The organism is Roseburia zhanii (assembly GCF_014287635.1).
In the GTDB taxonomy this organism is placed as follows: domain Bacteria; phylum Bacillota; class Clostridia; order Lachnospirales; family Lachnospiraceae; genus Roseburia_B; species Roseburia_B zhanii.
In genome coordinates, this window is sequence record NZ_JACOPH010000003.1 from 139,834 (window position 1) to 165,742 (window position 25,909).

28 protein-coding genes are annotated in these 25,909 nt (G+C 40.2%); 26 read left to right on the forward strand and 2 right to left on the reverse strand.

The genetic code is table 11. The features are described from left to right. Positions 1-73: 73 nt before the first annotated feature. Positions 74-1,810 (reverse strand): Rqc2 family fibronectin-binding protein, encoded by a 1,737-nt coding sequence (locus tag H8S17_RS05555; protein WP_186866562.1) that lies wholly within the window; start codon positions 1,808-1,810, stop codon positions 74-76. A 390-nt stretch (positions 1,811-2,200) separates the two neighbouring features. Here H8S17_RS05555 and H8S17_RS05560 point away from each other — a divergent pair, with 390 nt between their 5' ends. The 10 genes from H8S17_RS05560 to H8S17_RS05605 all read left to right on the forward strand — a co-directional run bounded on the left by H8S17_RS05560 (position 2,201) and on the right by H8S17_RS05605 (position 8,414). Continuing rightward, complete coding sequence (locus H8S17_RS05560; RefSeq protein WP_186866563.1) at positions 2,201-3,079, forward strand: YicC/YloC family endoribonuclease; 879 nt, start codon at positions 2,201-2,203, stop codon at positions 3,077-3,079. Positions 3,080-3,088: 9 nt separating this feature from the next. After that, positions 3,089-3,349 (forward strand): DUF370 domain-containing protein, encoded by a 261-nt coding sequence (locus H8S17_RS05565; protein WP_178051627.1) that lies wholly within the window; start codon positions 3,089-3,091, stop codon positions 3,347-3,349. After that, entirely contained in the window at positions 3,350-3,991 is a 642-nt protein-coding gene (gene gmk / locus H8S17_RS05570; protein ID WP_178051626.1) for a guanylate kinase, read from the forward strand. It abuts the gene before it with no gap. Positions 3,992-3,995: 4 nt separating this feature from the next. Next, positions 3,996-4,250, forward strand: a complete 255-nt coding sequence (gene rpoZ, locus H8S17_RS05575; RefSeq protein ID WP_178051625.1) for a DNA-directed RNA polymerase subunit omega — start codon at positions 3,996-3,998, stop codon at positions 4,248-4,250. 78 nt (positions 4,251-4,328) lie between these two features. Next, positions 4,329-5,654, forward strand: coding sequence for a 30S ribosomal protein S12 methylthiotransferase RimO (gene rimO / locus H8S17_RS05580; protein ID WP_186866564.1), 1,326 nt, complete (start codon positions 4,329-4,331; stop codon positions 5,652-5,654). Beyond that, the gene (gene pgsA / locus H8S17_RS05585; RefSeq protein ID WP_186866565.1) at positions 5,651-6,193 is read left to right on the forward strand and encodes a CDP-diacylglycerol--glycerol-3-phosphate 3-phosphatidyltransferase; all 543 of its coding nucleotides are present in this window, start codon (positions 5,651-5,653) and stop codon (positions 6,191-6,193) included. The genes rimO and pgsA overlap by 4 nt, the downstream gene beginning before the upstream one ends. 17 nt (positions 6,194-6,210) lie before the next feature. Continuing rightward, positions 6,211-6,714 carry a CinA family protein gene (locus H8S17_RS05590; RefSeq protein WP_186866566.1) on the forward strand — a complete coding sequence of 168 codons (504 nt, stop codon included), beginning with the start codon at positions 6,211-6,213 and terminating at the stop codon, positions 6,712-6,714. 9 nt (positions 6,715-6,723) lie between these two features. Next, entirely contained in the window at positions 6,724-7,275 is a 552-nt protein-coding gene (gene rsmD, locus H8S17_RS05595) for a 16S rRNA (guanine(966)-N(2))-methyltransferase RsmD (RefSeq protein WP_178051457.1), read from the forward strand. A gap of 29 nt (positions 7,276-7,304) precedes the next feature. Next, entirely contained in the window at positions 7,305-7,790 is a 486-nt protein-coding gene (gene coaD / locus H8S17_RS05600; RefSeq protein WP_186866567.1) for a pantetheine-phosphate adenylyltransferase, read from the forward strand. Between the two features lie 12 nt (positions 7,791-7,802). Next, positions 7,803-8,414 (forward strand): ATPase, encoded by a 612-nt coding sequence (locus tag H8S17_RS05605; RefSeq protein WP_178051455.1) that lies wholly within the window; start codon positions 7,803-7,805, stop codon positions 8,412-8,414. On the opposite strand, the gene H8S17_RS05610 is transcribed toward H8S17_RS05605, so the two are convergent. Continuing rightward, positions 8,411-9,334 (reverse strand): hypothetical protein, encoded by a 924-nt coding sequence (locus H8S17_RS05610; protein WP_186866568.1) that lies wholly within the window; start codon positions 9,332-9,334, stop codon positions 8,411-8,413. The two genes, H8S17_RS05605 and H8S17_RS05610, sit on opposite strands and share 4 nt — an antisense overlap. Positions 9,335-9,364: 30 nt before the next feature. On the opposite strand from H8S17_RS05610, the gene H8S17_RS05615 reads away from it, so the two are divergent. The 16 genes from H8S17_RS05615 (at position 9,365) to H8S17_RS05690 (ending at position 25,907) form a co-directional block, all read left to right on the forward strand. After that, complete coding sequence (locus tag H8S17_RS05615) at positions 9,365-10,813, forward strand: aminoacyl-histidine dipeptidase (RefSeq protein ID WP_243237983.1); 1,449 nt, start codon at positions 9,365-9,367, stop codon at positions 10,811-10,813. Positions 10,814-10,818: 5 nt separating this feature from the next. Further along, a complete protein-coding gene (locus tag H8S17_RS16475; RefSeq protein WP_330595642.1) occupies positions 10,819-11,451 on the forward strand; it encodes a M23 family metallopeptidase in 633 nt (210 codons plus the stop codon). Between the two features lie 11 nt (positions 11,452-11,462). Further along, positions 11,463-12,197 carry a pseudouridine synthase gene (locus H8S17_RS05625; RefSeq protein WP_186866570.1) on the forward strand — a complete coding sequence of 245 codons (735 nt, stop codon included), beginning with the start codon at positions 11,463-11,465 and terminating at the stop codon, positions 12,195-12,197. A 132-nt stretch (positions 12,198-12,329) separates the two neighbouring features. After that, positions 12,330-13,004 carry an HAD family hydrolase gene (locus H8S17_RS05630; RefSeq protein WP_186866571.1) on the forward strand — a complete coding sequence of 225 codons (675 nt, stop codon included), beginning with the start codon at positions 12,330-12,332 and terminating at the stop codon, positions 13,002-13,004. A 14-nt stretch (positions 13,005-13,018) separates the two neighbouring features. Next, positions 13,019-14,929 carry a YgiQ family radical SAM protein gene (locus tag H8S17_RS05635; protein WP_186866572.1) on the forward strand — a complete coding sequence of 637 codons (1,911 nt, stop codon included), beginning with the start codon at positions 13,019-13,021 and terminating at the stop codon, positions 14,927-14,929. 4 nt (positions 14,930-14,933) lie between these two features. Beyond that, the gene (locus H8S17_RS05640; RefSeq protein ID WP_186866573.1) at positions 14,934-15,884 is read left to right on the forward strand and encodes an RluA family pseudouridine synthase; all 951 of its coding nucleotides are present in this window, start codon (positions 14,934-14,936) and stop codon (positions 15,882-15,884) included. Between the two features lie 22 nt (positions 15,885-15,906). Beyond that, on the forward strand, positions 15,907-16,440 hold the full coding sequence (locus H8S17_RS05645; protein WP_178051359.1) for a Holliday junction resolvase RecU: 534 nt from the start codon (positions 15,907-15,909) through the stop codon (positions 16,438-16,440). A gap of 94 nt (positions 16,441-16,534) precedes the next feature. Continuing rightward, positions 16,535-17,725 carry an ATP phosphoribosyltransferase regulatory subunit gene (gene hisZ / locus H8S17_RS05650; RefSeq protein ID WP_330595644.1) on the forward strand — a complete coding sequence of 397 codons (1,191 nt, stop codon included), beginning with the start codon at positions 16,535-16,537 and terminating at the stop codon, positions 17,723-17,725. 16 nt (positions 17,726-17,741) lie between these two features. Beyond that, positions 17,742-18,392 carry an ATP phosphoribosyltransferase gene (gene hisG, locus H8S17_RS05655; RefSeq protein WP_186866574.1) on the forward strand — a complete coding sequence of 217 codons (651 nt, stop codon included), beginning with the start codon at positions 17,742-17,744 and terminating at the stop codon, positions 18,390-18,392. An 11-nt stretch (positions 18,393-18,403) separates the two neighbouring features. Then, positions 18,404-19,699, forward strand: coding sequence for a histidinol dehydrogenase (gene hisD, locus H8S17_RS05660; protein ID WP_186866575.1), 1,296 nt, complete (start codon positions 18,404-18,406; stop codon positions 19,697-19,699). 4 nt (positions 19,700-19,703) lie between these two features. Continuing rightward, positions 19,704-20,291 carry an imidazoleglycerol-phosphate dehydratase HisB gene (gene hisB / locus H8S17_RS05665; protein WP_186866576.1) on the forward strand — a complete coding sequence of 196 codons (588 nt, stop codon included), beginning with the start codon at positions 19,704-19,706 and terminating at the stop codon, positions 20,289-20,291. A 9-nt stretch (positions 20,292-20,300) separates the two neighbouring features. Beyond that, complete coding sequence (gene hisIE, locus H8S17_RS05670; protein WP_186866577.1) at positions 20,301-21,581, forward strand: bifunctional phosphoribosyl-AMP cyclohydrolase/phosphoribosyl-ATP diphosphatase HisIE; 1,281 nt, start codon at positions 20,301-20,303, stop codon at positions 21,579-21,581. A 40-nt stretch (positions 21,582-21,621) separates the two neighbouring features. Continuing rightward, the gene (locus H8S17_RS05675; protein ID WP_186866578.1) at positions 21,622-21,954 is read left to right on the forward strand and encodes a hypothetical protein; all 333 of its coding nucleotides are present in this window, start codon (positions 21,622-21,624) and stop codon (positions 21,952-21,954) included. A gap of 213 nt (positions 21,955-22,167) precedes the next feature. Further along, positions 22,168-24,033 carry a TIGR03960 family B12-binding radical SAM protein gene (locus tag H8S17_RS05680; protein ID WP_186866579.1) on the forward strand — a complete coding sequence of 622 codons (1,866 nt, stop codon included), beginning with the start codon at positions 22,168-22,170 and terminating at the stop codon, positions 24,031-24,033. Further along, complete coding sequence (locus H8S17_RS05685; protein ID WP_186866580.1) at positions 24,017-24,727, forward strand: TIGR03936 family radical SAM-associated protein; 711 nt, start codon at positions 24,017-24,019, stop codon at positions 24,725-24,727. The genes H8S17_RS05680 and H8S17_RS05685 overlap by 17 nt, the downstream gene beginning before the upstream one ends. Continuing rightward, positions 24,720-25,907: a ribonuclease E/G gene (locus H8S17_RS05690; RefSeq protein ID WP_186866581.1), complete on the forward strand. Its 1,188-nt coding sequence runs from the start codon at positions 24,720-24,722 to the stop codon at positions 25,905-25,907. The genes H8S17_RS05685 and H8S17_RS05690 overlap by 8 nt, the downstream gene beginning before the upstream one ends. The last annotated feature ends 2 nt before the right edge of the window (positions 25,908-25,909 follow it).

The following is a 25,909-nucleotide window of genomic DNA, read 5'->3' on the forward strand; positions in this document are numbered from 1 at the left end:
ATATGGATCAATAGAAAAAGCCTCCGGCTGTTTGAACAATCAGACAACGGAGGCTTTTTTATATGACAGAAGATTAAGACAACTGTTCAATACCACTGATATCCGGCTGTATCGTCAGGGAGTAATTGGTATAATAGACGACAAATCCGGGGGCACTTTTGTTCGGCTTTTTCACATTTTTCTTCTGGAGATAATCAATCTCGACTTTATCATTGTCCCGTCCTTTCGAATAGAATCCGGCAAGTCTGCCAGCTTCTTCAAAGGTGCGGTCAGGTAATTCTTCGCCTTCGGTTTTTACGATCACATGGGAACCGGGCATTCCTTTTGCATGAAACCACCAGTCGTTACCGGTAGCAAATTTAAAGGTCAGTTCATCATTCTGGTAATTGTTCTTGCCGACATAGATGTGGAATCCGTCAGAAGAAATATAATGGAAAGGTTTGCTTTTGATCTTGGCTTTTTTGTCCCCGCGTTTTTTGCGGATATAGCCAAATTCGATCAGTTCTTCTTTGATCTGTACAAGATCATCTTCCGATACGGCAATATCTAAGGCAGTCGCAATGCTTTCAAGATGTGTGATCTCATTTTTGGTTTCTTCGATCAGAGTTGTCAGTGCTTCATATGTCCGCTTTAATTTTCCATAGCGGTCAAAATATTTCTTTGCATTTTCAGAGGCGGATAACTGGTCATCTAGTGGGATCGTGATCATTTCATTCGTATAATAATTTAAAGCCTCTAATTTTTTGGCGCCGCTTTCAAGATGATAGCCGTAAGTATTTAACAATTCGCCGTAAATGCGGTATTTCTCACGCTTTTCGGTATCTTTTAACTGTTTTTGCTGGAGCAGGAACTTTTTACGGTTCCGTTCGAGTGCAGTTGTTACGATACGACGCAGATCCGAAGATTTCTGGCGTATCCTTGTATAGATATTACGGCTCGCATAATAGGTTTCTAACACTTCAGAAATAGAGTCATAATTCGTAACGGTATATTCTTCATAGGAAGTATAAGGCAGGGAAGCAAATTCTACCGGCTCTTTTCCCTTATACATGATATTCGGTGAAAAATGTTCCTCTTTGATGTCGGTCATAAACCAGTCGAAATTATGGAACAGGTGCAGTTTTTCGTCTTCATGTAACGAACTCATCGAAAAATCACCGTCTACACCGGCACGAAAACAGATTTCATTTGCAATCGAAGGACTGATTCCGGTATATGACGTATAGATGGCTTTTGCGATCGGCTCTGGCTTTTCACAGACAGTCTGTAAAAAATCCTCCTGCGAAACGGTCAGCGGATTTTTTTTGTGCGTCGTATCAGGAATAAAATACATACGTCCCGGAAGGACTTCGCGGACAGAACTGATCTGTGCACTGACATGCTTGATACTGTCAATGATCGTGCCGTCTTCTTTGCAGAAGATGATATTACTATGCTTGCCCATCAGTTCGATGATCAGCTTCTTGTGGCAGAGATCACCTAATTCATCTAAATGTTCGATCTCAAATTGGATGATACGCTCTAAGTCAGGCTGTGTGATTCCTATGATCCTTCCATTTGCAATATGCTTACGCAGCACCATGCAGAAATTCGGTGCTGTCAAAGGACTTGGTTTATTCTGTTTTGTCAGATATAGAAAAGGAAGGGATGCACTTGCAGACATTGCAAGGCGGAACTGTCCGTTTTGTCCCTTCAAAGTAAAGAGCAGTTCATCAGTTTCCGGCTGTGCGATCTTGCTGATCTTACTGTTTAATATCGTTTTATTTAATTCGCAGACTAAATTCGCTACGACGATTCCATCAAATGCCATGGATAGATACCTCCAACATGATATTACTTGTACAACATATTATGATACTGGGGTCAAAAGGTCTTTTGCCCCCTATGATACCGGATTGCTCCGTGCATTGCACTCTCGCAATCCTCAAAAACATTCATAATCCGCTCATTTTTCTACGAAAAATGGCTGCTTATTCATGTTTTTGGCGGGTCAAAAAGTCAAAAATCCTCTTGCAAGCAGGCTTGCATCGGCTTTTCGACCTTTTGACTCTGGTATCATATTATCTTATAATGTATAAAATCCTGTGTCAAGCAGAGGAAGGCAAAAGCTGTTTGACTAATTGCAGATTTTCCTATATAATATTATTTAATTATGCATACATAAGTTTATGATAATGCCGCAAGGCAGTAGGAGGTTCTGATGATTAAGAGCATGACCGGATTCGGGCGTTGTGAGATTATGGAAAACAACCGCAAATTTACAGTGGAATTAAAATCTGTGAATCACCGGTATCTCGATGTGAATATAAAGATGCCAAAGAAACTTGGCTTTTTTGAAAGTGCGATCCGTACACTGTTAAAAGAATATATGCAGAGAGGAAAGATCGACCTTTTCATTTCCTATGAAGATTATACCGAGGAGAATTTTGCATTAAAATATAACGAAGATGTCGCAGCTGCTTATCTGAAATATTTAAGACAGATGGCAGATACATTTGATCTTGAAAATGATATACGGGTAAGTACCTTATCCCGTTATCCGGAAGTATTTACAATGGAAGAACAGAGCATCGATGAAAAGGAACTCTGGTCAACATTAGAGAAAGCCCTGCGTGGGGCGTGCAGCCAGTTTGTAGACAGCAGGATCGCAGAGGGAGAACATTTAGCAGAGGATCTGATCGAGAAATTAAATACCATGCTTGGCTATGTGGATTTTATCGAAGAACGTTCCCCGATGATCTTAACAGAATACCGTAAGCGTTTAGAGGATAAGATACATGAACTCTTAGGTGACAATCAGATCGATGAGAACCGGATCGCTACAGAAGTGACAATCTTTGCAGATAAGATCTGTGTTGATGAAGAAACCGTACGTCTGCGCAGCCATATAGAAGCAACGAAGGCTTCCTTAGAAGAAGGCGGAAGCATCGGACGTAAGTTAGACTTTATCGCACAGGAGATGAACCGAGAAGCGAATACCATATTGTCAAAGACTACAGATATTACGATCTCTGACATCGGTATCAATTTAAAAACCGATATCGAAAAAGTTAGGGAACAGATTCAGAACATAGAGTAGGAGATAGGTATGGCAGAACTGATGAATATCGGCTTTGGGAATCTGGTACATACCGATAAGATCATAGCGATCGTAACACCGGATTCCGCACCGGCAAAACGGCTGGTACAACGGGCAAAACAGGAAGAACAGATCGTTGATGCCACACAGGGCAGAAAGACGAGGAGCATTCTTGTGATGGAGCCGGATAAGATCGTACTTTCCGCTTTAGGAACAGATACATTAGCAGGCAGGTTCCATGAACTAGCAGGCAGCAGGGAGGAAAAATAAATGGATCAGAAACAAAGAGGGATTTTGATCGTATTTTCAGGTTTTTCGGGTTCCGGCAAAGGAACAGTTATGAAAGAACTGATGAACCGTTATGAAGAATATTATGCATTGTCCATTTCTGCAACAACCAGACAGCCAAGGGACGGAGAAGCAGATGGCAGGGAATATTTTTTCAAAACGCGGAAAGAATTTGAAAAAATGATTGAAAAAAACGAACTGATAGAGTATGCTTTGTACGTTGAAAATTATTATGGAACGCCAAAAGCCTACGTGGAAGAACAGTTAGAAGCAGGTAAAGATGTGATCTTAGAGATTGAGATACAGGGAGCATTAAAGATCAAAGAACTTTTCCCGGATACACTTTTGATGTTTGTGACACCACCGGATGCTGCAACGTTAAAAGAACGGCTGATCGGCAGGGGAACCGAACCGATCGATGTCGTGAATGCAAGGCTTTCAAGGGCATTTGAAGAATCTTTAGGTGTAGAAGCCTATGACTATCTGATTGTAAATGATGCATTAGATGTATGTGTGGAGGAAGTGCATTCCATTATCCGCAATGAGCATCAGAAAGTATCAAGGAATCAGGAGTTTATCAATAGAATCAAAGAAGAACTAAAAGGTTTTTCGAAAGGAGAATAATATTATGATACATCCATCTTATGTAGAACTTATGAAGGTCGTGAATAATGATGTAGCGATCGGAGAAGAACCGGTAGTAAACAGCCGTTATTCCATCGTGATCGCAGCAGCAAAAAGAGCAAGACAGCTGATCGCAGGTGCAGATCCTTTAGTACCGAATTCTTATGGAAAGAAACCGTTATCTATCGCAGTGGAAGAATTATATGACGGTGATGTAAAGATCTTAAGCGAAGATGAGAAAGAAAAAGTAACAGAATAAAGTTACCGGAATAAATTGAAAAATGGGATGTACAAAACATGGGTTTTGACATCCTTTTTTACTCTGTTGGAGGAATGCATGAAATTACTTTTTATATCATTAGGCTGTGATAAGAATCTGGTAGATTCGGAATATATGCTTGGTATGTTATCCGCAGACGGCATTACGATCACAGATGATGAAAATGAAGCAGATATTATCGTGATCAATACCTGCTGCTTTATCAATGATGCAAAGGAAGAAAGCATCAATACCATTTTGGAAATGGCAAAGTATAAAGAGTCTGGACAGTTAAAAGGTTTGATCGTTACAGGCTGTCTGGCACAGCGTTATCAGAAAGAGATCGAAGAGGAAATACCGGAAGTCGATGCGATACTTGGAACAAATTCCTATGATGGGATCGTGGAAGCAGTCCATCAGGTCATAAATGGCAGACATTATGAGAATTTTAAAACATTAGAGGGACTGCCGTCAACAGGTGCACGACGGACACTGACAACAGGAGGACACTACGCACACTTAAAGATCGCAGAAGGCTGTAATAAGCACTGTACTTACTGTATCATTCCAAAGATCAGGGGAGAATACCGGAGTGTACCGATCGAAGAACTGGTCGCACAGGCAAAAGAATTAGCAGAATCCGGTGTCAAAGAACTGATCTTAGTTGCACAGGAAACGACGCTTTATGGTGTAGATCTATATGGTAAGAAATCTTTAGGCAGACTCTTAGATGCATTAAATGAGATACCGGGCTTATACTGGATTCGGATTCTCTACTGTTATCCGGAAGAAATCGATGATGAGCTGATCGATGCGATCATACGGAATAGAAAAGTCTGTCATTATCTGGATATGCCGATACAGCATTCCACAGATGCTATTTTAAAACGGATGGGCAGAAGGACAAACCATGACGATATTGTGGCAATCGTTCAGAAATTAAGAGAACGGATTCCTGATATCTGTATCCGTACGACACTGATCTGCGGATTTCCGGGAGAAACAGAAGAACTGCATGAAGAACTGATGCAGTTCGTGAATGATATGGAATTTGACCGTTTAGGGGCATTTACCTATTCACCGGAAGAAGGTACACCGGCAGAAACATTCATAGATCAGGTCGATGAAGAAGTCAAACTGACATGGCAGGAAGAAGTCATGGAGTTACAGCAGGAAGTTTCCTACGATAAAAATGAAACCTTAAGAGGAGAAGAACTCTATGCATTTATCGAGGGAAAAGTAGCCGATGAAAATGCTTATGTAGGACGTACTTACCGTGATGCACCGGGTATCGACGGCTATGTCTTTATCCATACAGATGAAACGTTAGTCACCGGGGATTTTGTGAAAGTCAGGATCACCGGAGCATATGAATATGATTTGATAGGAGAGATAGTGAGATGAATTTACCGAACAAATTAACGGTATTTCGTGTAATACTGATACCATTCTTTGTATTTTTCCTTTTATATCCGGGATTTAGCGGATATGGAAACTATGTTGCAACAGGAATTTTTATCATAGCATCTTTAACGGATCTTGCAGATGGAAAGATCGCAAGAAAATATAATCTAGTCACAGATTTTGGGAAATTTATGGATCCGTTAGCTGATAAATTGCTCGTGTGTGCAGCTTTGATCTGTCTGGTCGATATGAGAAAATTACCGGCATGGATCGTGATCATCATTATCAGCCGGGAGTTTATCATCAGCGGATTCCGCCTGATCGCAGCAGATAACGGAATCGTGATCGCAGCAAGCTACTGGGGCAAATTTAAGACAGCATTCCAGATGGTCATGATCATCGCATTGATCTTAAATTTTGATCATCCGGCATTTCATATCTTTGAAACAGCACTGATCTATATTGCATTGATCTTAACCGTTGTTTCTCTGATCGACTATCTTGTGAAGAACAAAAATGTTTTAAAAGAACAGAAATAGTGATAAGGAGTGATCCTGTGAAAGAAAAAGAACTGACGATTGAAGAAGAAGTTGCGCAGTTACTGCAAAAATACCAGCTTTCCATTACAACAGCAGAGTCCTGCACCGGCGGGCTGATTGCAGGAACGCTTGTAAACGTTTCTGGAATATCCAGCCAGTTTAATGAAGGATATATTACTTATTCCAATGAGGCAAAAGAGCGGCTGTTAGGGGTATCCCATGCAACATTAGAAACATATGGGGCAGTCAGTGAACAGACCGCAGAAGAAATGGCAGCCGGTGCAAGGTGTGCCGCCCATGCAGATATGTCGATCGTATCAACCGGGATAGCAGGCCCTGATGGCGGAACGAAAGAAAAGCCGGTAGGTCTTGTCTATTTAGGCTGTGCTTCATCAAATGGTGTGACAGTGGAACGGCATATTTTTGCCGGCAGCCGGCAGGAAGTGAGAATGTCAGCCGTTCATGCGGCACTTACACTTGTAAAAAAAGTGATCGAAAGCAATGAAAAAAGCGATCAGTAAGGAGCAGATATGAGGATAATCGCAGGAAGTAAACGAAGGCTTCCATTAAAGACTGTGGAGGGAAAAGATACCAGACCAACGACAGACCGTATCAAAGAAACACTGTTTAATATGCTGCAAAATGAAATCTATGGCTGTTATTTTCTCGATCTGTTTGCAGGGAGCGGACAGATTGGGTTAGAAGCATTGAGCCGCGGGGCAAGATATGTGGTATTTGTAGAAAATGCGAAGAAAGCAGCTGCCTGTATCACAGAGAATATCCGGTTTACAAAATCAGATAAGGAAAGTCTTTTATTACAGATGGATGTGATCGCAGCACTTCGTTCCATGGAAGGGAAGTATCAGTTTGATATTATTTTTATGGATCCGCCATATGACAAAGAATTAGAACGGGAAGTATTAGAATATTTGAAATCATCTTCATTATTAAAAGAAGATACACTTATGATCACAGAGGCATCCTTACAGACAGATCTTTCATATGTAAATGAACTGGGATTTACGATCTTAAAAGAAAAATGTTATAAAACAAATAAACATATATTTATACAGAAACAGTAAAAGACAAGCGTCAGCTATGGGAGGATATTATGGGAAAAGCAATTTATCCGGGCAGCTTTGATCCGGTTACGTTTGGACATTTTGATATGATAAAACGTTCTGCTGCGATCATGGATGAACTGATCGTAGGTGTATTGAACAATAGTGCGAAAAATTCGTTGTTTTCTGTGGATGAACGTGTTAGTATGTTAAAAGAGCTGACAAAAGATATTCCGAATGTAACGGTAGATTCTTTTGACGGGCTTTTAGTAGATTATATGAAGAAAAGCGGAGCAACGATCATTGTGAGAGGATTAAGGGCGGTCACTGATTTTGAATACGAACTGCAGATCGCACAGACGAATCATGTGGAATACCCGGAAGCGGAAACGATCTTTTTAACGACAAACTTGAAGTATTCCTATTTAAGTTCCTCTATAGTTCGGGAATTTGCAGCTTATGGCGGTGATATTTCGAACTTTGTTCCACCACAGTTTATCGACAGGATTTATGAGAAATATAATATTAAAAAGTAAGGAGTGTTGACCATGAACAGCAGAATGGAGCAGATTATCGAAGAGATCGAAGAATATATAGATGGCTGTAAATCCCAGCCATTATCGAGTGGTGCCAGAATTATCGTGGACAAAGAAACCATAGATGAATTACTGACAGAACTTAGGTTAAAGACTCCGGAAGAAATCAAACGATACCAGAAGATCATCAGTAATCAGGAAGCGATCTTGGCAGATGCAAAGTCAAAAGCAGATGAGATCATTGCACAGGCACAGGTACAGACAAATGAACTGATCAGTGAACATGAGATCATGCAGCAGGCATATGCACAGGCAAATGAAGTGGTGATGATTGCAACGAAGCAGGCACAGGAGATTTTAGATAATGCGACAAACGATGCAAATGCGATCCGAATGAATGCGATCACTTATACGGATGATATGTTAAAGAGCATAGAGGACATTATTTCAGGTTCTATTGAAACAACAAGAGCAAGAACCGATAATTTTGTCAGTTCCTTACAGGGATATTTAGATGTTGTGACTGCAAACCGTGCAGAGCTGGTTCCACAGGAACTTGAAAGTGAAAATATACAGGCATCTGCACCGGCAAAAGAGGCAGCTTCTTCAGAGGCAGATGCCTAAGAGAAGGCACACAGATAAAAGAAATATCCAAGGATACTGCTGATCACAGCAAAACAAAGGCGGCAGAGCAGGTAACGGCTTTTCGAAAAGGCACAGGTTTTTGTCATAGAGCAGGTCTGTGCAAAACCGCACAATCCACCAAAGGATGCAAAGAACATTGCCATCGGATAGATGTACTCTGGCAGCAATGCAGAGGTTTTTAAACAGGATATACCTGTTGTCACTTCGGTCATGCCTGTACAGATAAGATTTACCAGAGGGTATCTTAGGTTACAGGTATTTAAGAGAGCTGCAAAGATGGAAAACAGGATGATATATCCACCTAATCTGGTTAAAGATTCAAACCCATTCATAATGCCGGCATCAACGATTCCAAAATCCAAATGAGAATCAGATGCCGCTTTTTTGTAAGGTGCTGATTTTAATTTCTTCAACTGAAAAATGGCATAGCATACAGGCGGCAGGTATAGTGCGGTATAACTAAAGAGTATCATTTTTGGCATTTCTAATATATTTGTCAGGAGATAACCACTGATAAATACTGGACTTAGCTGGTTAAAGCAGATAGAGAGGATCTCACCTTCTTCTTTGGAGATCTTCTGCTGCATGGTGAGATCGGCACTGATCTTACTTCCCATCGGAAAGCCAAAGAAGAGTCCGCCTAAAAAGGCAAAGCATCCATACTGGCTGGTCGGAATGATATGCTTTGTCAATGGATACAAATATTTTGTAACAATCTGCATATAATTGGAATACACCATAATGTTTGACAGGATCGCAAGCGGGAGTAAGGCAGGAAGGATCTGTTCGTACCAGAGCAGCAAACCATTTCCGGCAGCATGGATGGAAACCGCTGGATGTGTCAGGATAAAAAGGATCAATATTAATAATGCAAATAAAATAAAATAATTTTTTTTCATATTAAACTATATTAAAAAATGGAGGCAGCTATGAGTATTTTAGAAAATGTACAACCAAAAAATGTTTTTCATTATTTCGAGGAGATTTGTCAGATTCCCCATGGGTCTTATCATACAAAACAGATCAGTGATTATCTGACAGCGTTTGCAAAAGAGCATGAGTTAGAATATTATCAGGACGATTTAAACAACGTTGTGATGATCAAAGAAGCAACTGCAGGATATGAAGCAGCATCTCCGGTGATCCTTCAGGGACATATGGATATGGTCTGCGAAAAAGATGCAGGCGTAGAGATCGATTTTGAAAAAGACGGACTGGATATCTATATCGATGGAGATTTTATCAAAGCAAAAGGAACCACATTAGGTGGTGATGATGGAATTGCAGTTGCTTATGCACTTGCAGTTTTAGCAGACGATTCCTTAGAGCATCCAAGATTAGAAGCAGTGATCACTGTAGACGAAGAAGTAGGACTGCTTGGAGCAAAGGATATCGACCTCTCGATGTTAAAAGGACATATCCTTTTAAATATCGACTCTGAAGAAGAAGGACATTTTTTGACAAGCTGTGCCGGAGGACTTTCCACACAGACGAAAATACCGGTTGTTTATCAGAGAGAACAGGGCATAAAGGTATCATTACATCTGCATCAGTTAGAAGGCGGACATTCAGGTGCTGAGATCGATAAAGAGCGCGCAAACGGCATTATCGAAATGGGAAGGATATTAAAATATTTAGAAGAACGCATACAGATCGGGCTGATCTCGTTAGAAGGCGGTTTAAAAGACAATGCCATTCCAAGAAATGTAAGCAGTAGTATTATGATCTTACCGGAAGACCGGGAAGCATTTTCAAGTTATATCGCAGAGATCACAGAGATCTTAAAGAAAGAATATGCAATCTCCGATCCAAATCTTACATTAGATGTACAGTTTGATAAAGAAGGCAGTTATGAAGTTTTAAATCCATCTTCTTTACAGAAAGTGTTATTCTACCTGCGAAATGTACCAAATGGTGTGATGCATATGAGTACGAATATCAAAGGTCTGGTAGAAACCTCTTTAAATGCAGGAATCATGAAATTAAATAAAGAGGAACTTTATATTTCCACTTCTGTACGAAGCAGTGTCAAGAGCCGCAAAGAAGAACTGACAGACAGATTGGTATATCTGACAGAATTTTTAGGCGGAGAGATCAGTATCGAGGGTGATTATCCTGCATGGGAATACTGTGCAGATTCCAGATTGCGTGAAAAAGTGTCAGAAGTTTATACAAGGATCTTTCAGAAAGAGCCGGTATTTGAAGCAATTCATGCCGGATTGGAATGTGGAATGTTTGCAGATAAGATCGCAGACCTAGATGCAGTATCTTTTGGACCGGATATGTTTGATATCCATACACCAAAGGAACGCTTAAGTATTTCTTCTACAGAACGTGTATATAAATTTATCGTAGAATTTTTGCGGAGTATGAAATAGTATTTGTGGTCAGATATAAGTATGTGATCTGTATTGTTTGTTTTTTTACACTGATCGTTTTTGATGCATGGCTGTCTGAGGAGCTATGGCATTCTGCACAGCCGGATAGCAGAAATGTCTTAGATGCAGTATGGGAGGATATTGTTTATTTTCCCATACCGGAATCTTCTTTTGATAAAAAAGGTTACAGTGTAAGTTATACTGACAGTTTCATGCAAAGCCGCAGCTATGGAGGAGAACGTTTCCATGAAGGCTGTGATATCATGGCAGGTATCAATGAACGCGGACATTATCCGGTGGTCAGTGTTTCCGATGGTTGTGTCGAAAAAATGGGCTGGCTGAAACTCGGCGGCTATCGGGTTGGGATCAGAAGTCCAAACGGTGTGTATTTTTATTATGCACATTTAAGTGATTATGCACCGGAATTAATTTGCGGCATGGAAGTAAAAGCCGGAGATCTGCTTGGATTTATGGGAGATACCGGTTATAGTGAAGTCGAAGGTACGACCGGACAGTTTCCGGTGCATCTGCATTTCGGCATCTACTTAAATGAAGCAGATGGGGAAGAAAAAAGTTATGATCCATATCCATTTTTACAGGAATTAGAAGGGCATAAATTAGAATTTTACTATGAGTAGGAGTAGGATCTATGCGTTTAGATAAATTATTAGCAGATATGCAGATCGGTTCGAGAAGCGAAGTCAAGACATATATCAGACAGAAAAAAGTGACGATAGACGGCAGTACAGATGTAAGGGCAAATCAGGAGGTCAACCCTGTGGTACAGACAGTCTGCTACTTAGGAAAACCGTTAAAATACCGTGAATTTGAATATTATATGCTCTATAAGCCAAAGGGCTGTGTCACAGCAAGAAGCGATGCAGTTCATGCAACAGTGATGGATTACATAGACAGTAACAGGAAAAATCTCTCTCCGGTAGGCAGACTTGATCTTGATACCGAGGGACTTTTACTGATCACAAATGACGGGGCACTGTCCCATGATCTTTTAAGTCCTGCAAAACATGTGAAAAAAACATATGAAGCAATGATCGATGGTCATGTTACGGATGCAGATGCAGAAGCATTCCGGCAGGGGTTAGATATCGGAGATGATACCTTAACACGACCGGCAGAACTTGAGATCTTAAGTGCAAACGAGCAGTCCTTCATACGTGTGACGATAACTGAGGGACGCTTTCATCAGGTGAAACGCATGTTTCAGGCAGTTGGGAAAGAAGTCGTATATCTAAAGCGGATTTCCATGGGAAATCTGCTGTTAGATGAAACGTTAAAACCCGGTGAGTACAGGGAGTTAAAGGAAGAAGAAATTCGTGCATTAAAGAATCGGGAGGATAGTTACTGTTCACACCTAACAGTGTGACCAGCAACGATTACAGCCCATTTAAAATGCCTCTACGAGGCAGGGGCTGTAATCATACAATAATTAACACTATGGCGCATAGCTTGACAGTGCGGTGTCAAGCTTGCATCTGAACAGTAACGGAGGATATACATGTTATCGCAGATAAAAGCAGTAATATTTGATTTAGACGGAACCTTAGTAGATTCCATGGGACTTTGGAAAGACATTGATATTGAATTTTTAGGAGAACGGGGAATTACTTATGAGGACGATCTGCAGGAAAAGATCGAGGGCATGAGTTTTACGGAAACAGCCGTTTATTTTAAAGAATATTATCATCTTGATGAATCAGTAGAGGAATTAAAAAAGATCTGGAATCAGATGGCAGAATACAAATACCGCTATGAAGTGCTCCCGAAGCCGGGTGTCATAGAGTTTTTAGATACCTTAAAAAAGAAAAAGATCAAAATGGGTATTGCAACAAGTAATTCAAAAGAACTCATCGCTGCTGTCAATGAGGCATATCATTTTGATGAATATATGTCCTGTATCGTAACGGCATGTTCTGTCAATAAAGGAAAACCAGCGCCTGATGTCTACTTAGAAGCTGCACGAAGACTAGGTGTGAAACCGGAAGAATGTTTAGTCTTTGAAGATATCATAAAGGGTATCGAAGCCGGAAAAAATGCCGGAATGAAAGTATGTGCAGTAGAAGATTCCTATTCAGCTAAACAGCGGGAAGAAAAACAAAAGATCAGTGATTACTATATCGAATCCTATGATGATATCAAAAACCATACTTATTACGAGAAGGAACCATCATAGTTACGGAGGATGCCATGCAAAAAGGATTTTTACCTGTTACAAAAGAAGAAATGCTTGCACAGAATATCACACAGTTGGATTTTGTGTATGTGGTCGGAGATGCCTATGTTGACCATCCTTCTTTTGGACATGCGATCATATCAAGAATATTAGAATCCCATGGATATACTGTGGGAATCATTTCACAGCCTGACTGGAAAGATGAAAACAGTATTGATGTTTTTGGAGAGCCTAGGCTAGGCTTTTTAGTATCTGCCGGAAATATGGATTCTATGGTCAACCACTATTCCGTATCGAAGAAAAGAAGACAGACAGATGCCTTTACACCGGGCGGTATCATGGGAAAACGTCCCGATTATGCAACGATCGTCTACTGTAACCTGATCCGCAGGAAATATAAGAAAAAACCGCTGATCATCGGTGGAATCGAAGCGAGTTTAAGACGGCTTGCACATTATGATTACTGGTCAGATAAGATGAAACGTTCGATCCTGTTAGATTCCGGTGCCGATCTGATCTCATACGGTATGGGGGAACGGAGCATCGTTGAGATCGCAGATGCCCTAGACAGCGGGCTGGCTGTAACGGATATTACATTTATCAATGGAACAGTCTATAAGACCAGAAAACGGGAAGATATTTATGATGCGATCGAACTGCCGCATTATGAAGAAGTAAAAGCCAAAAAAGAAGCCTATGCAAAGAGTTTTTATATCCAATACTGTAATACCGATCCATTCAGTGGAAAACGGTTATTTGAAACCTATGATGAAAAAATGTTCATCGTGCAGAATCCGGCGGCAAAACCATTGAGCCAGAGTGAAATGGATGCGGTTTATGCGCTGCCTTATATGCGGACATATCATCCTTCCTATGAAGAAGCAGGCGGCGTTCCGGCTATCGAGGAGATCAAATTCAGCTTAGTCAGCAACCGTGGCTGTTATGGCGGCTGTAGTTTCTGTGCACTGACCTTTCATCAGGGAAGGATCATTCAGACAAGAAGCCATGAATCCATCTTAAATGAGGCACAGAAGATCATCTGGGATCCGGATTTTAAAGGCTATATCCATGATGTCGGAGGACCTACGGCAAATTTCAGGGCACCAGCCTGTAAAAAACAGCTGACAAAAGGTGTCTGCCCAAACAGACAGTGCTTATTCCCAACACCATGTAAAAATCTTGAGATCGACCATAAAGATTATCTGTCATTACTGCGGAAACTGCGGGCACTTCCAAATGTCAAAAAAGTATTCGTGCGTTCCGGTATCCGTTTTGACTATCTGATCTATGATAAAGACCAGACATTTTTAAGGGAACTTTGTGAGTATCATGTCAGCGGTCAGTTAAAAGTAGCACCAGAGCATATCAGTAATGCAGTTCTTGAAAAGATGGGAAAACCTTCCGTAGAAGTCTATGAAAAATTTGTACATGCTTATAAAAAGACGAATGAACAGCTTGGCAAGAAACAGTATCTTGTTCCGTATCTGATGTCGTCACATCCGGGTTCAACCTTAAAAGAAGCCATAGAATTAGCAGAATTTTTAAGGGATCTAGGTTATATGCCGGAGCAGGTGCAGGATTTTTACCCGACACCATCGACGATCTCGACCTGTATGTATTATACCGGTTTAGATCCACGAACGATGCAGCCGGTGTATGTAGCAGTCAATCCGCACGAAAAGGCGATGCAGAGGGCACTGATCCAGTATCGGAATCCAAAAAATTATGACCTTGTCAGAGAGGCGCTTAAAAAAGCCGGCAGAGAAGATCTGATTGGATTTGACAAAAAATGTCTGATACGTCCGCGTAAGGGAGAAGTCCTGTCCGATAAAAAGGCATATGGCAGGAATGAAAAAGGTTCACAAAAGCCACAGAAGAAAAAGACCATCCGCAACGTACATAAAAAGAAGAAGTCAGGAAGGTAGAGATATGCGTGAATTAGTGATCGGACAAAATGAAGCAGGACAGAGATTTGACAAATATTTAAAGAAACTGTTAAGTCAGGCGCCGGGCAGTTTTATCTATAAGATGCTCCGGAAAAAGAACATTGTATTAAATGATAAAAAAGCAGACGGCACAGAGAAATTAAAAGTAAATGATACAGTGAAATTATATTTATCAGAAGAAACATATACAAAGTTTTCATCAGATACGGCAGAAACATTCGTAAAAGAGCAGTTGCCGGAGATTGATCTTATGCATCTGCCATTTCAGATCCTCTATGAGGATGCAGATGTGTTGATGATCAATAAGCCGTCCGGTATGCTCTCGCAAAAGGCAAAACCAGACGATATTTCCGCAAATGAATATATCTTAGCGTATCTCTTAGCGTCCGGTGTTGTAAAAAAAGAGAATCTTAACACGTTCCGTCCTTCAATCTGTAACCGCCTCGACAGAAATACGTCAGGAGTATTGATTGCAGGCAAGACATTAAAGGGATTACAGGAGATGTCAAAACAACTGCGGATGCGTGAAGTTAAGAAGTTTTATCATTGTATTGTGGAAGGCAATATTACCGCATCACAGCATATCAGAGGATACCTTAGAAAAGATGCAAAACAAAATAAGGTGAAGATCCTAGAAAAACCAGAGGATAAAGACGATAAGTTTATCGAAACAGAATATGTCCCTTTGGAAAATTATAAACATGCGACACTCTTAGAAGTACATCTGATCACCGGACGGACACATCAGATTCGTGCCCATTTAGCGTCGATCAAACATCCTGTGATGGGAGATGTAAAATACGGTGCAAAGAAAAGAAATGAGATTACTTCACAATTATTACACGCATACCGTTTAGAATTAGAAAACGGAGAAGAGATCATCGCACCTTATCCAAAAGAGTTTAAGGATATGATAAAGAAGTTAAAGGGGTAATGTAAGCTTAAAGGAGTAAGTGATGGCTACATGGAATTCGAGAGGACTGCGTGGTTCTGCACTAGAAGAATATATCAACCGTACAAATGAAAAATACTTAGAGAATCATTTAGCACTGATCCAGAAGATTCCGACACCGATCACACCGATCACGATCGACAAGGAGAGCCGGCATATCACACTGGCATATTTTGACCAGAAAAGTACGGTAGACTATATCGGTGCTGTGCAGGGAATCCCGGTCTGCTTTGATGCAAAAGAATGTCATACGGATACTTTCCCGCTTGCGAATATCCATGAACATCAGGTGAAGTTCATGGAATCCTTTGAAGAACAGGGCGGAATCGCATTTTTTCTGATCTCTTATACGGGCAGGGAAGAATTTTATTACCTGCAGTTTTCTGTATTAAAGAAATTCTGGGAGAGAAAAGAACAGGGTGGACGGAAAAGTTTCCGTTATGAAGAATTAGATCCGTCATTCATTCTGCATACAAAAGGTGGGCTTTTAGTACCATATTTAGATGGAATCCAGAAGGATTTAGAACGCAGGGATTGACATTGTATAAAAATTCACATATAATTTAAGAAAATTTTACTATAGTAGCATGGTAGCACACTAAAGTGTTCCGCAGAAGATGGAGAGTCAGAAGATGATGAAAAGACAGTTATTACATACACCGGAGGGTGTCCGGGATATTTACAATGAAGAATGTGAGAAGAAACAGGTCTTGCAGGAAAAATTGAAAAAGGCAATGGAACAGTATGGATATCATATCATCCAGACACCGACCTTTGAATTTTTTGATATATTCGGAAAGGAGATCGGAACAACACCGTCAAAAGACCTTTATAAGTTTTTTGACAGAGAAGGAAATACTTTGGTGTTAAGACCGGATATCACCCCATCGATCGCAAGGGCAGCAGCAAAATATTTTAGTGAAGAAGATATGCCGATCCGGCTTTATTATATGGGAAATACCTTTATCAATAATTCCAGTTATCAGGGAAGATTAAAGGAAAATACACAGCTTGGTGCAGAATTTATCGGAGATAATTCTGTGGATGCAGATGCAGAACTGATCTCACTTGCCGTAGAGTGTCTGTTAGCATCCGGTTTAAAAGAATTTCAGCTTAGCATCGGACATGCAGATTTCTTTGCAGGTCTGATCGAGGCAGCAGGATTAGATGAAGATGCGATCGACGAGTTACGGGAACTGATCTCAAATAAGAACTTCTTTGGTGTAGAAGAAGTGGTTTCAAATTATAAGATGGACGAGAATCTGCGTTCTTTATTTAAAATGCTTGGAAGATTCTATTTTTCCATGGAAGAAATGGCAAAGGCACGCTTATTAGCTGCTGATTATCCGAAGATCTTATCTGCGATCGTACGTTTAGAAGAACTTCATAAAGTCCTTGAAGTCTATGGAATCGACAAATATGTATCTTACGAATTAGGCATGGTCAGTGATTACCAGTATTATACCGGAATCATTTTTGCGGGCTATACATTCGGAAGCGGAGAACCGATCTTAAAGGGAGGCCGTTATGACCATCTGTTAAGTTACTTTGGCAAAAGTGCACCGTCAATCGGTTTTGCGATCGTGATCGATCAGCTGATGGCAGCATTGAGCAGACAAAAGATTCAGATTGAAGTACCATACCAGTGTGAGCTGATCATTTATGCAAAAGAGCATTTAAAAGAGGCAGTTGCCTTAGCAAGAGAGATCCGAAGCAATGGTGGCAATGTGGAATTAGTCGGTATGGATAAAACACATACAAGAGCAGATTACGAAGCTTATGCAAACAGAAACCATCGTATCAATATCAGTTATTTAGAGTAGTGGAGAGGATTACAAAATGAGTGAAGACAGATATTTAACATTCGCCCTTGGCAAAGGACGGTTAGCAAAGAAAACATTAGAAACCTTTGAGAAGATCGGAATTACCTGTGAAGAAATGAAAGATAAAGATACGAGAAAGCTGATCTTTGTCAATGAAGAATTAAAACTCCGCTTTTTCTTATCCAAAGGGCCGGATGTGCCGACTTATGTAGAATATGGGGCAGCCGATATCGGTATCGTCGGAAAAGATACGATCTTAGAAGAAGGCAGAAATATCTACGAAGTATTAGATCTAGGTTTTGGGAAGTGCAGAATGTGTGTCTGCGGACCGGAAAGTGCAAAAGATCTGTTACAGCACCACGAACTGATCCGTGTTGCAACGAAATATCCAAGGATCGCAAAAGATTATTTTTATAATAAAAAACACCAGACTGTTGAGATCATCAAATTAAACGGTTCGATCGAACTAGCACCGATCGTAGGACTTTCAGAAGTGATCGTTGATATTGTAGAAACCGGTTCTACACTGAGGGAAAACGGACTGACCGTATTAGAAGAAGTGTGTCCGTTATCTGCAAGAATGGTGGTCAATCAGGTCAGCATGAAAATGGAAAATGAACGTATCACCAAGTTGATCACTGATTTAAAATCTGTCATTGGACAGTAATGGAGGAAATGATGAGAACATTAACATTGAATAACGAAACGAAAAAAAATATCTTAAATGACCTCTTAAAGAGAAGCCCGAATAATTATGCCGAATTTGAAGGCAGAGTCAATGAGATCATCGCAAACGTAAGAGAAAAAAGAGATGCTGCTATTTTTGAATATACAAAGATGTTCGATAAGGCAGACATCAATGCGTCGAATGTAAAAGTCACAGAAGATGAGATCAAAGAGGCTTATTCTTTAGTAGATGAAAAATTACTTGAAGTGATCCGTAAAGCGAAAGTCAATATCCGCGATTACCATGAAAAACAGAAAAGAAACAGCTGGTTTGACAGTCAGGAAAACGGTATCATCTTAGGACAGAAGATCACAGCATTACATACCGCAGGTGTATATGTACCGGGTGGAAAAGCTGTTTATCCATCTTCCGTTTTAATGAACGTTCTTCCTGCTAAAGTTGCAGGGGTAAAACGTATCATCATGACCACTCCATGCGGAGCAGACGGAAAAGTCTATCCATCGACCTTAGTAGCGGCAAAAGAAGCCGGTGTAGATGAAATCTACAAAATAGGCGGAGCACAGGCAATCGCAGCTATGGCATTTGGTACGGAGAGTATTCCGAAGGTAGATAAGATCGTAGGGCCGGGAAATATCTATGTTGCACTTGCGAAAAAAGCAGTTTTTGGTTATGTCAGCATTGATTCTATCGCAGGGCCAAGTGAAATCTTAGTCTTAGCAGATGAAACCGCCAATCCGAAATATGTGGCAGCCGATCTGTTATCACAGGCGGAACATGATGAAATGGCATCTGCTATTTTAATTACAACGAGCAAAGAGTTAGCAGAAAAGGTATCTGTCGAAGTTGACAAATTTGTAGCAAAATTATCAAGAAAAGAAATTATCCAGAAATCTTTAGACAATTACGGTTATATTTTAGCAGCCGATACCTTAGATGAGGCAATCGAAGCAGCAAATGATATTGCTTCTGAACATTTAGAAATCGTGACAAAGAATGCATTTGAAGTTATGACAAAGATAAGAAATGCCGGAGCGATCTTTATCGGAGAATACAGTTCCGAACCGTTAGGAGATTATTTTGCCGGACCAAACCATGTCCTTCCGACGAATGGAACCGCAAAATTCTTCTCACCGCTTTCTGTGGACGATTTTATCAAAAAATCAAGTATCATATCTTATTCAAAAGAAGCCTTACAGGCAGTATATAAGGATATTGTACAGTTTGCAGAATGTGAAAAATTAACAGCACATGCAAATTCTATCCGTGTGAGATTTGAAGAGGAGTAATCATATGTCGAGAAAAGGGATTGTAAACAGAAAGACGAAAGAAACAGATATTTCCATGAAATTAGAATTAGATGGGAGAGGGATCGCAAAGGTAGATACCGGAATCGGTTTTTTTGACCATATGTTAGAGGGATTTTCCAAACATGGTTTTTTTGATCTCGATCTCAAAGTAATCGGTGATCTGACGGTAGACTGCCATCATTCGATCGAAGATACCGGAATCGTGTTAGGAAATGCTATCCGTAAAGCTGTTGGGGATAAACGTGGCATCCGTCGTTACGGAAGCTGTATCCTGCCAATGGACGAAACTTTAGTCTTATGTGCGGTCGATCTGTCAGGCAGACCTTATCTGGTATTTGACGGAACATTTACGACAGACCGTGTCGGTTATATGGATACAGAAATGGTCAAAGAGTTTTTCTATGCAGTTTCTTACAGTGCAGGTATGAATCTTCATATTAAGGTCTTGTCAGGAGAGAATAATCATCATATAATTGAGGGGATGTTTAAAGCATTTGCAAGAGCTTTAGATGAAGCGACCGGTATCGATGAACGGATCACCGGAATTTTATCGACAAAAGGAAGTTTATAGGAGAAACAAATGGAATTTAAAAATATTGTAGCAACAATTTATCTAAAAGATGGTAAGGCAGTAAAGAGTCCGACCGACCTGACATCTGCCGGAGACGTGTTTGAAAAAGCAAAAATGTATAACGACTGCGGAATTGACAAGATCTTTATCTTTGACCTTTCCGAAGATGATGAAGAACACGAGAAGAATTTACAGACGATCAAAGATCTAAACCGTAATCTTGAGATTAAAGTATGTGCAGGCGGCAACATTAACCGTTTCGAAGATATTAAGAAGATTTTTTATACCGGCTGCCTTCAGGTAATGTTAAATGGTTCAAAACCGGAAAGTATCGCACTTGCAGAAGAAGCAAGCAAGCGTTTCGGAAAAGACCGTATCTTAGTATCCGTTAAGAATGTTGATTTTATCTTCAAGAATAAAGAAGCTATGGAAGAAAATTTCCATGAGATGTTAGTACTTGATAAGACCATGTTAGATGCAGTAGAAAATATCACAACGATTCCGGCGGTTGTCGTTGTAGATGATTATGATATTCAAGAGATCGTAGATATATTAAAGAGAGATTCTGTACGTGGTATCACCGGTCAGTTTGTTACAGATCCTGATATTGACATTATGCTCTTAAAGACAGAACTTTCCACCCATGGACTGCATATGGTCAACTTTACATCTGCCTTACAGTGGTCAGACTTTAAGGTGAATTCAGATGGCATGGTACCGGTTATTGTACAGGATTACCGTACAGATGAAGTTTTGATGTTAGCATATATGAATGAAGAAGCATTTTTATGTACGATCAGTTCCGGTAAGATGACATATTTCAGCAGAAGCCGTCAGGAGATCTGGATGAAGGGAGAAACTTCAGGACATATCCAGTATGTGAAATCCTTAACGGCAGATTGTGATTACGATACGATCTTAGCAAAAGTATCCCAGATCGGGGTGGCATGTCATACCGGCAATCCGACCTGCTTCTTTAATCCGATCGTTAAGAAAGAATATGTAGAAAAAAACCCGCTTAAGATCTTTGACGAAGTATACGACCTGATCTTAGACAGAAAAGCACATCCAAAGGAAGGGTCTTATACCAATTATCTGTTTGATAAGGGAATCGATAAGATCTTAAAGAAAGTCGGAGAAGAAAATACAGAGATCATCATTGCTGCAAAAAATCCAAATCCGGAGGAGATCAAATATGAGATTTCTGATTATCTGTATCATCTGATGGTTCTGATGGCAGAAAGAGGTGTTACATGGGAAGATGTGACACAGGAATTGTCACAGAGATAGTTTCATATACTGATATGGAACAAACAGTATGAGGTTTTCAATGAGATTTGAGGATGCTTTAGACAGAAAAGCATATGTAAAAAGTGTACGGGAGTCCTTTGAGCTGACAGGGACAGGCGGACATAGCGAGGGCAAAACGATAGACAAAGGAGAAGCGAAAGACGGCTTCTCCTTTTTTAAAGTGCGTATGCTGCTTGCAGCCTGCATTTTTGCAGCATTTGTGATCTGTGACCAGACGCATACGAAGTTCTATCAGTATTCGACGCAGGACGTTGTAAAACAGATCACCAAGAATTATGATTATGATAAGATCAGGTTACTGTTCAGACGCAAGCTTGACACTGCGCTGTCAAGCTATGCACCATGGTGTTAATTATTGTGTGATTACAGCCCCTGCCTCGTAGAGGCATTTTAAATGGGCTGTAATCGTTGCTGGTCACACTGTTAGGTGTGAACAGTAACAAGATCAGTGAGATGATTTCTGCAAATTTTCCGGTTGTTGCGGAAAATCACTAACATATGCTATACTAGCAAAAGAGTGAAAAACAGAATTTAGCGAAAAACAATAGAACAGGAATAAATCAGAATGAAAAAATTAGCATTAAGCGATGAAATACTATTAAAAATAGACAAACCAGCCCGATATATCGGAAATGAAGTCAATTCCATCGTAAAAGATCCGAAAGAAGCAGCCATCCGGTTTGCAATGTGCTTTCCGGATGTCTATGAGATCGGTATGTCACACTTAGGCATACAGATCTTATATGATATGTTCAATAAACGTGAGGATGTTTATTGTGAACGTGTCTATTCACCATGGCCGGATCTGCATCAGATTATGAAAGAGCAGCAGATTCCACTGTTTGCATTAGAATCACAGGACGCAGTGAAGGATTTTGACTTCCTTGGCATTACCATACAATATGAGATGTGTTATACAAATATTTTGCAGGTCATTGACCTTTCGCAGATCCCGATGTTTGCAGCAGACAGGACAAAAGACGATCCATTTGTGATCGGTGGCGGGCCATGTGCATACAATCCTGAGCCGTTAGCAGATTTTTTTGATCTGTTTTATATCGGGGAAGGCGAGATCAGTTACGATGCTTTATTTGACTGTTACAAAGAATGGAAAGCATCTGGTGAAGACAGGATTGGATTTTTACGGAAAGCAGCAAAGATTCCGGGTATCTATGTACCGCAGTTATATGAAGTGACTTATAAGGAAGATGGTACGATAGAGGCATTTACACCAAAAGAAGAAGGGATTCCTGAAAAGGTGGAAAAACAGCTTGTGATGAATATGTCAGAATCCGTTTATCCGCAGAAACCATTAGTACCATTTATCAAAGCAACACAGGATCGTGTGGTCTTAGAGATCCAGCGTGGCTGTATCAGAGGCTGCCGCTTTTGTCAGGCAGGCATGATCTACCGTCCGACAAGGGAGAAGGATGTAGATGTTTTAAAACAGTATGCTTATCATATGTTGAAAAATACAGGGCATGAAGAAATTTCTTTAAGTTCCTTAAGTTCTTCCGATTATTCTTCCTTAAAGGAATTAGTCACATTTCTGATCGAGGAATTTAAAGGTAACGGTGTAAATATCTCTCTGCCGTCACTCCGTATTGATGCATTTTCCTTAGATGTTATGAGTAAGGTGCAGGATATCCGAAAGAGCAGTCTGACATTTGCACCGGAAGCCGGTTCCCAAAGGCTTCGTGATGTGATCAACAAAGGTCTGACCGAAGAAGTGATCTTACAGGGAGCAGGAGAGGCATTTGAAGGCGGCTGGCAGAAAGTGAAATTATACTTCATGTTAGGACTTCCGACCGAAAACGTAGAAGATCAGCGGGCAATCGCAGAGTTAGCCAATAAGATCGCTGTACGCTATTATGAGATCCCAAAAGACAGAAGGAATGGAAAATGTCAGATCACGATCAGTACGTCCTTTTTCGTGCCAAAGCCATTTACACCATTCCAGTGGGCAAAAATGTACCCGAAGGAACATTATCTTGCCTGTGCCCATACTGTCAATGATGCCGTAAAAGAGCAGTTGAATAAAAAGAGTATTAAGTATAACTGGCATGAAGCCGATGTTACTGTATTAGAGGGCGTTCTTGCCAGAGGTGACCGTAAACTTGGAAAAGCTATTTTAAGAGCCTATGAAAAAGGCTGTATTTTTGATGCATGGAGCGATATGTTCGATAATGAACAATGGATGGATTCATTTAAGGAAACCGGAATTGACCCAGATTTTTATACATTAAGGGAACGTCCGTTAGATGAGATCTTTCCATGGGATTTTATCGATGCAGGCGTTACAAAAGACTTCTTAAAACGGGAATATGCCAATGCACTGGCAGAAAAAGTGACAAAGAACTGCCGTATGCAGTGTAATGGCTGTGGTGTCGGTAAATACAAAGGAGGTGTCTGCGTTGAAGATAAGAATTAAATTTGGCAAATATGGCGTTATGAAGTTCATCGGACACTTAGACATCATGCGTTATTTTCAAAAGTGTATGCGCAGGGCTGACATTGATATCGCATATTCCGAAGGATTCAGCCCACATCAGATCATGTCTTTTGCAGCACCGTTAGGTGTCGGAATCACAAGTGACGGAGAATATGTAGATATTGAAGTACATTCCACGAAAAGTTCAAAGGAGTCAATCGATGCATTAAATGCAGTTATGGTAGAAGGAGTTGAGATTACTTCTTACCGTAAATTAGGCGATAATGACAAAAAGGCAATGTCCCTTGTTGCAGCTGCAGATTACGAACTGTATATTAAAGATAATTATGAAGTACCTGATGTAGATTTTGAAGCGGCATTACAGGAATTTTTCTATAAACCATCAGAGATCCTGATTACAAAACAGACGAAAAAAAGTGAAAAAGTCATGGACTTAAAGCAGTTAGTGTATGACTTTAAGATCTATCGGAAAGAAGATCGTCCGGTATTTTACTTGAAAGTATCTACAGGAAGTACCGACAATCTGAAACCGGAATTAGTGTTAGCATCATTCTATGAATATTTAGGATTGGGATTTGATCCATTATCTATCCAGATCCACAGGATCGATGTCTATGGCAGGATCGATGAGAAACTTGTATCATTAGGTCAGATGGGAGAGATCATTGAGTAACCGCATTGTCATTACAAATGAAACAATCGAACAAAAAGAATACCGCATCATGGCATTGTTTGAAGAAAACCGTTTAGCAGAAGTCTGTTGTGAAAACGTCCATGAAGAATCTGTCTTAGGAAATATCTATATCGGCAAGATCAAAAATATCGTGCCAAAGATCAATGCAGCTTTTGTTGAGATCGCACCGGGAGAAATGACCTATCTCTCCTTAGATGAAGTAAAGCAGCCATGGATGGTAAAGCAGCAGCGGAAAGGTCTGTTGACAGAAAATGATGAACTTGTCGTACAGATCACAAGAGAGGCTGTCAAGACAAAGACTCCGACAGTCAGTACGAATCTTACTTTTCAGGGAAATGCAGTTGTTATCACTACAGAAAATAAAAAACTGGGGATCTCGAAAAAATTAGATAAAGAAAAGCGGAATTACTTAAAACAGTTATTTGCCGATAAAAAAGCTGATCGTTTTGGACTGATTTTAAGAACTTCTGCAGGAAATTATGCAGATGAACAGATCTTTGCAGAATATCAGTCAATTTTCGACAAATTCAGTCATATTGAACAATATTATAAGCACCGCACCTGTTATAGCTGCCTGTATAGGACAGAGGCTTCTTATGTGACATGGATCAGGGAAAAGCAGTCAAGGCAGATTGAGAAGATCATAACAGATGATACAGAGGTTTATAAAGAACTTACAGAAGGAGCAACTGCAGATCAGGCAGTTTTTTATGAAGATGAGAAATTGTCTTTATCAGCTTTATATGGGTTAAAGTATAAGTTAATGGATGCGTTAAAGGAAAAGGTTTACTTAAAGTCAGGAGCCTATCTGATCATTCAGCCGACAGAAGCATTGACAGTCATAGATGTCAACAGCGGCAAGTGTACCAAAGGAAATAAAACAGATTTCTATTTAAAAGTAAATCTTGAAGCTGCAGGAGAAATCGCAAGACAGCTCCGGCTTAGAAATATTTCAGGTATCTGTATTGTCGATTTTATCAATATGGATACAAAAGAAGCACAGACAGAGCTTGTATATGCCTTAAAGAAGGCATTAGCAGAAGATACCGTTCCATCGGTATTTATAGATTTTACGAAGTTAGGACTTGCTGAGATCACAAGAAAAAAGGTGAAAAAGCCTTTGTGGGAACAGGTGAGGCTAACAGGGAAATTGGAGTAAAA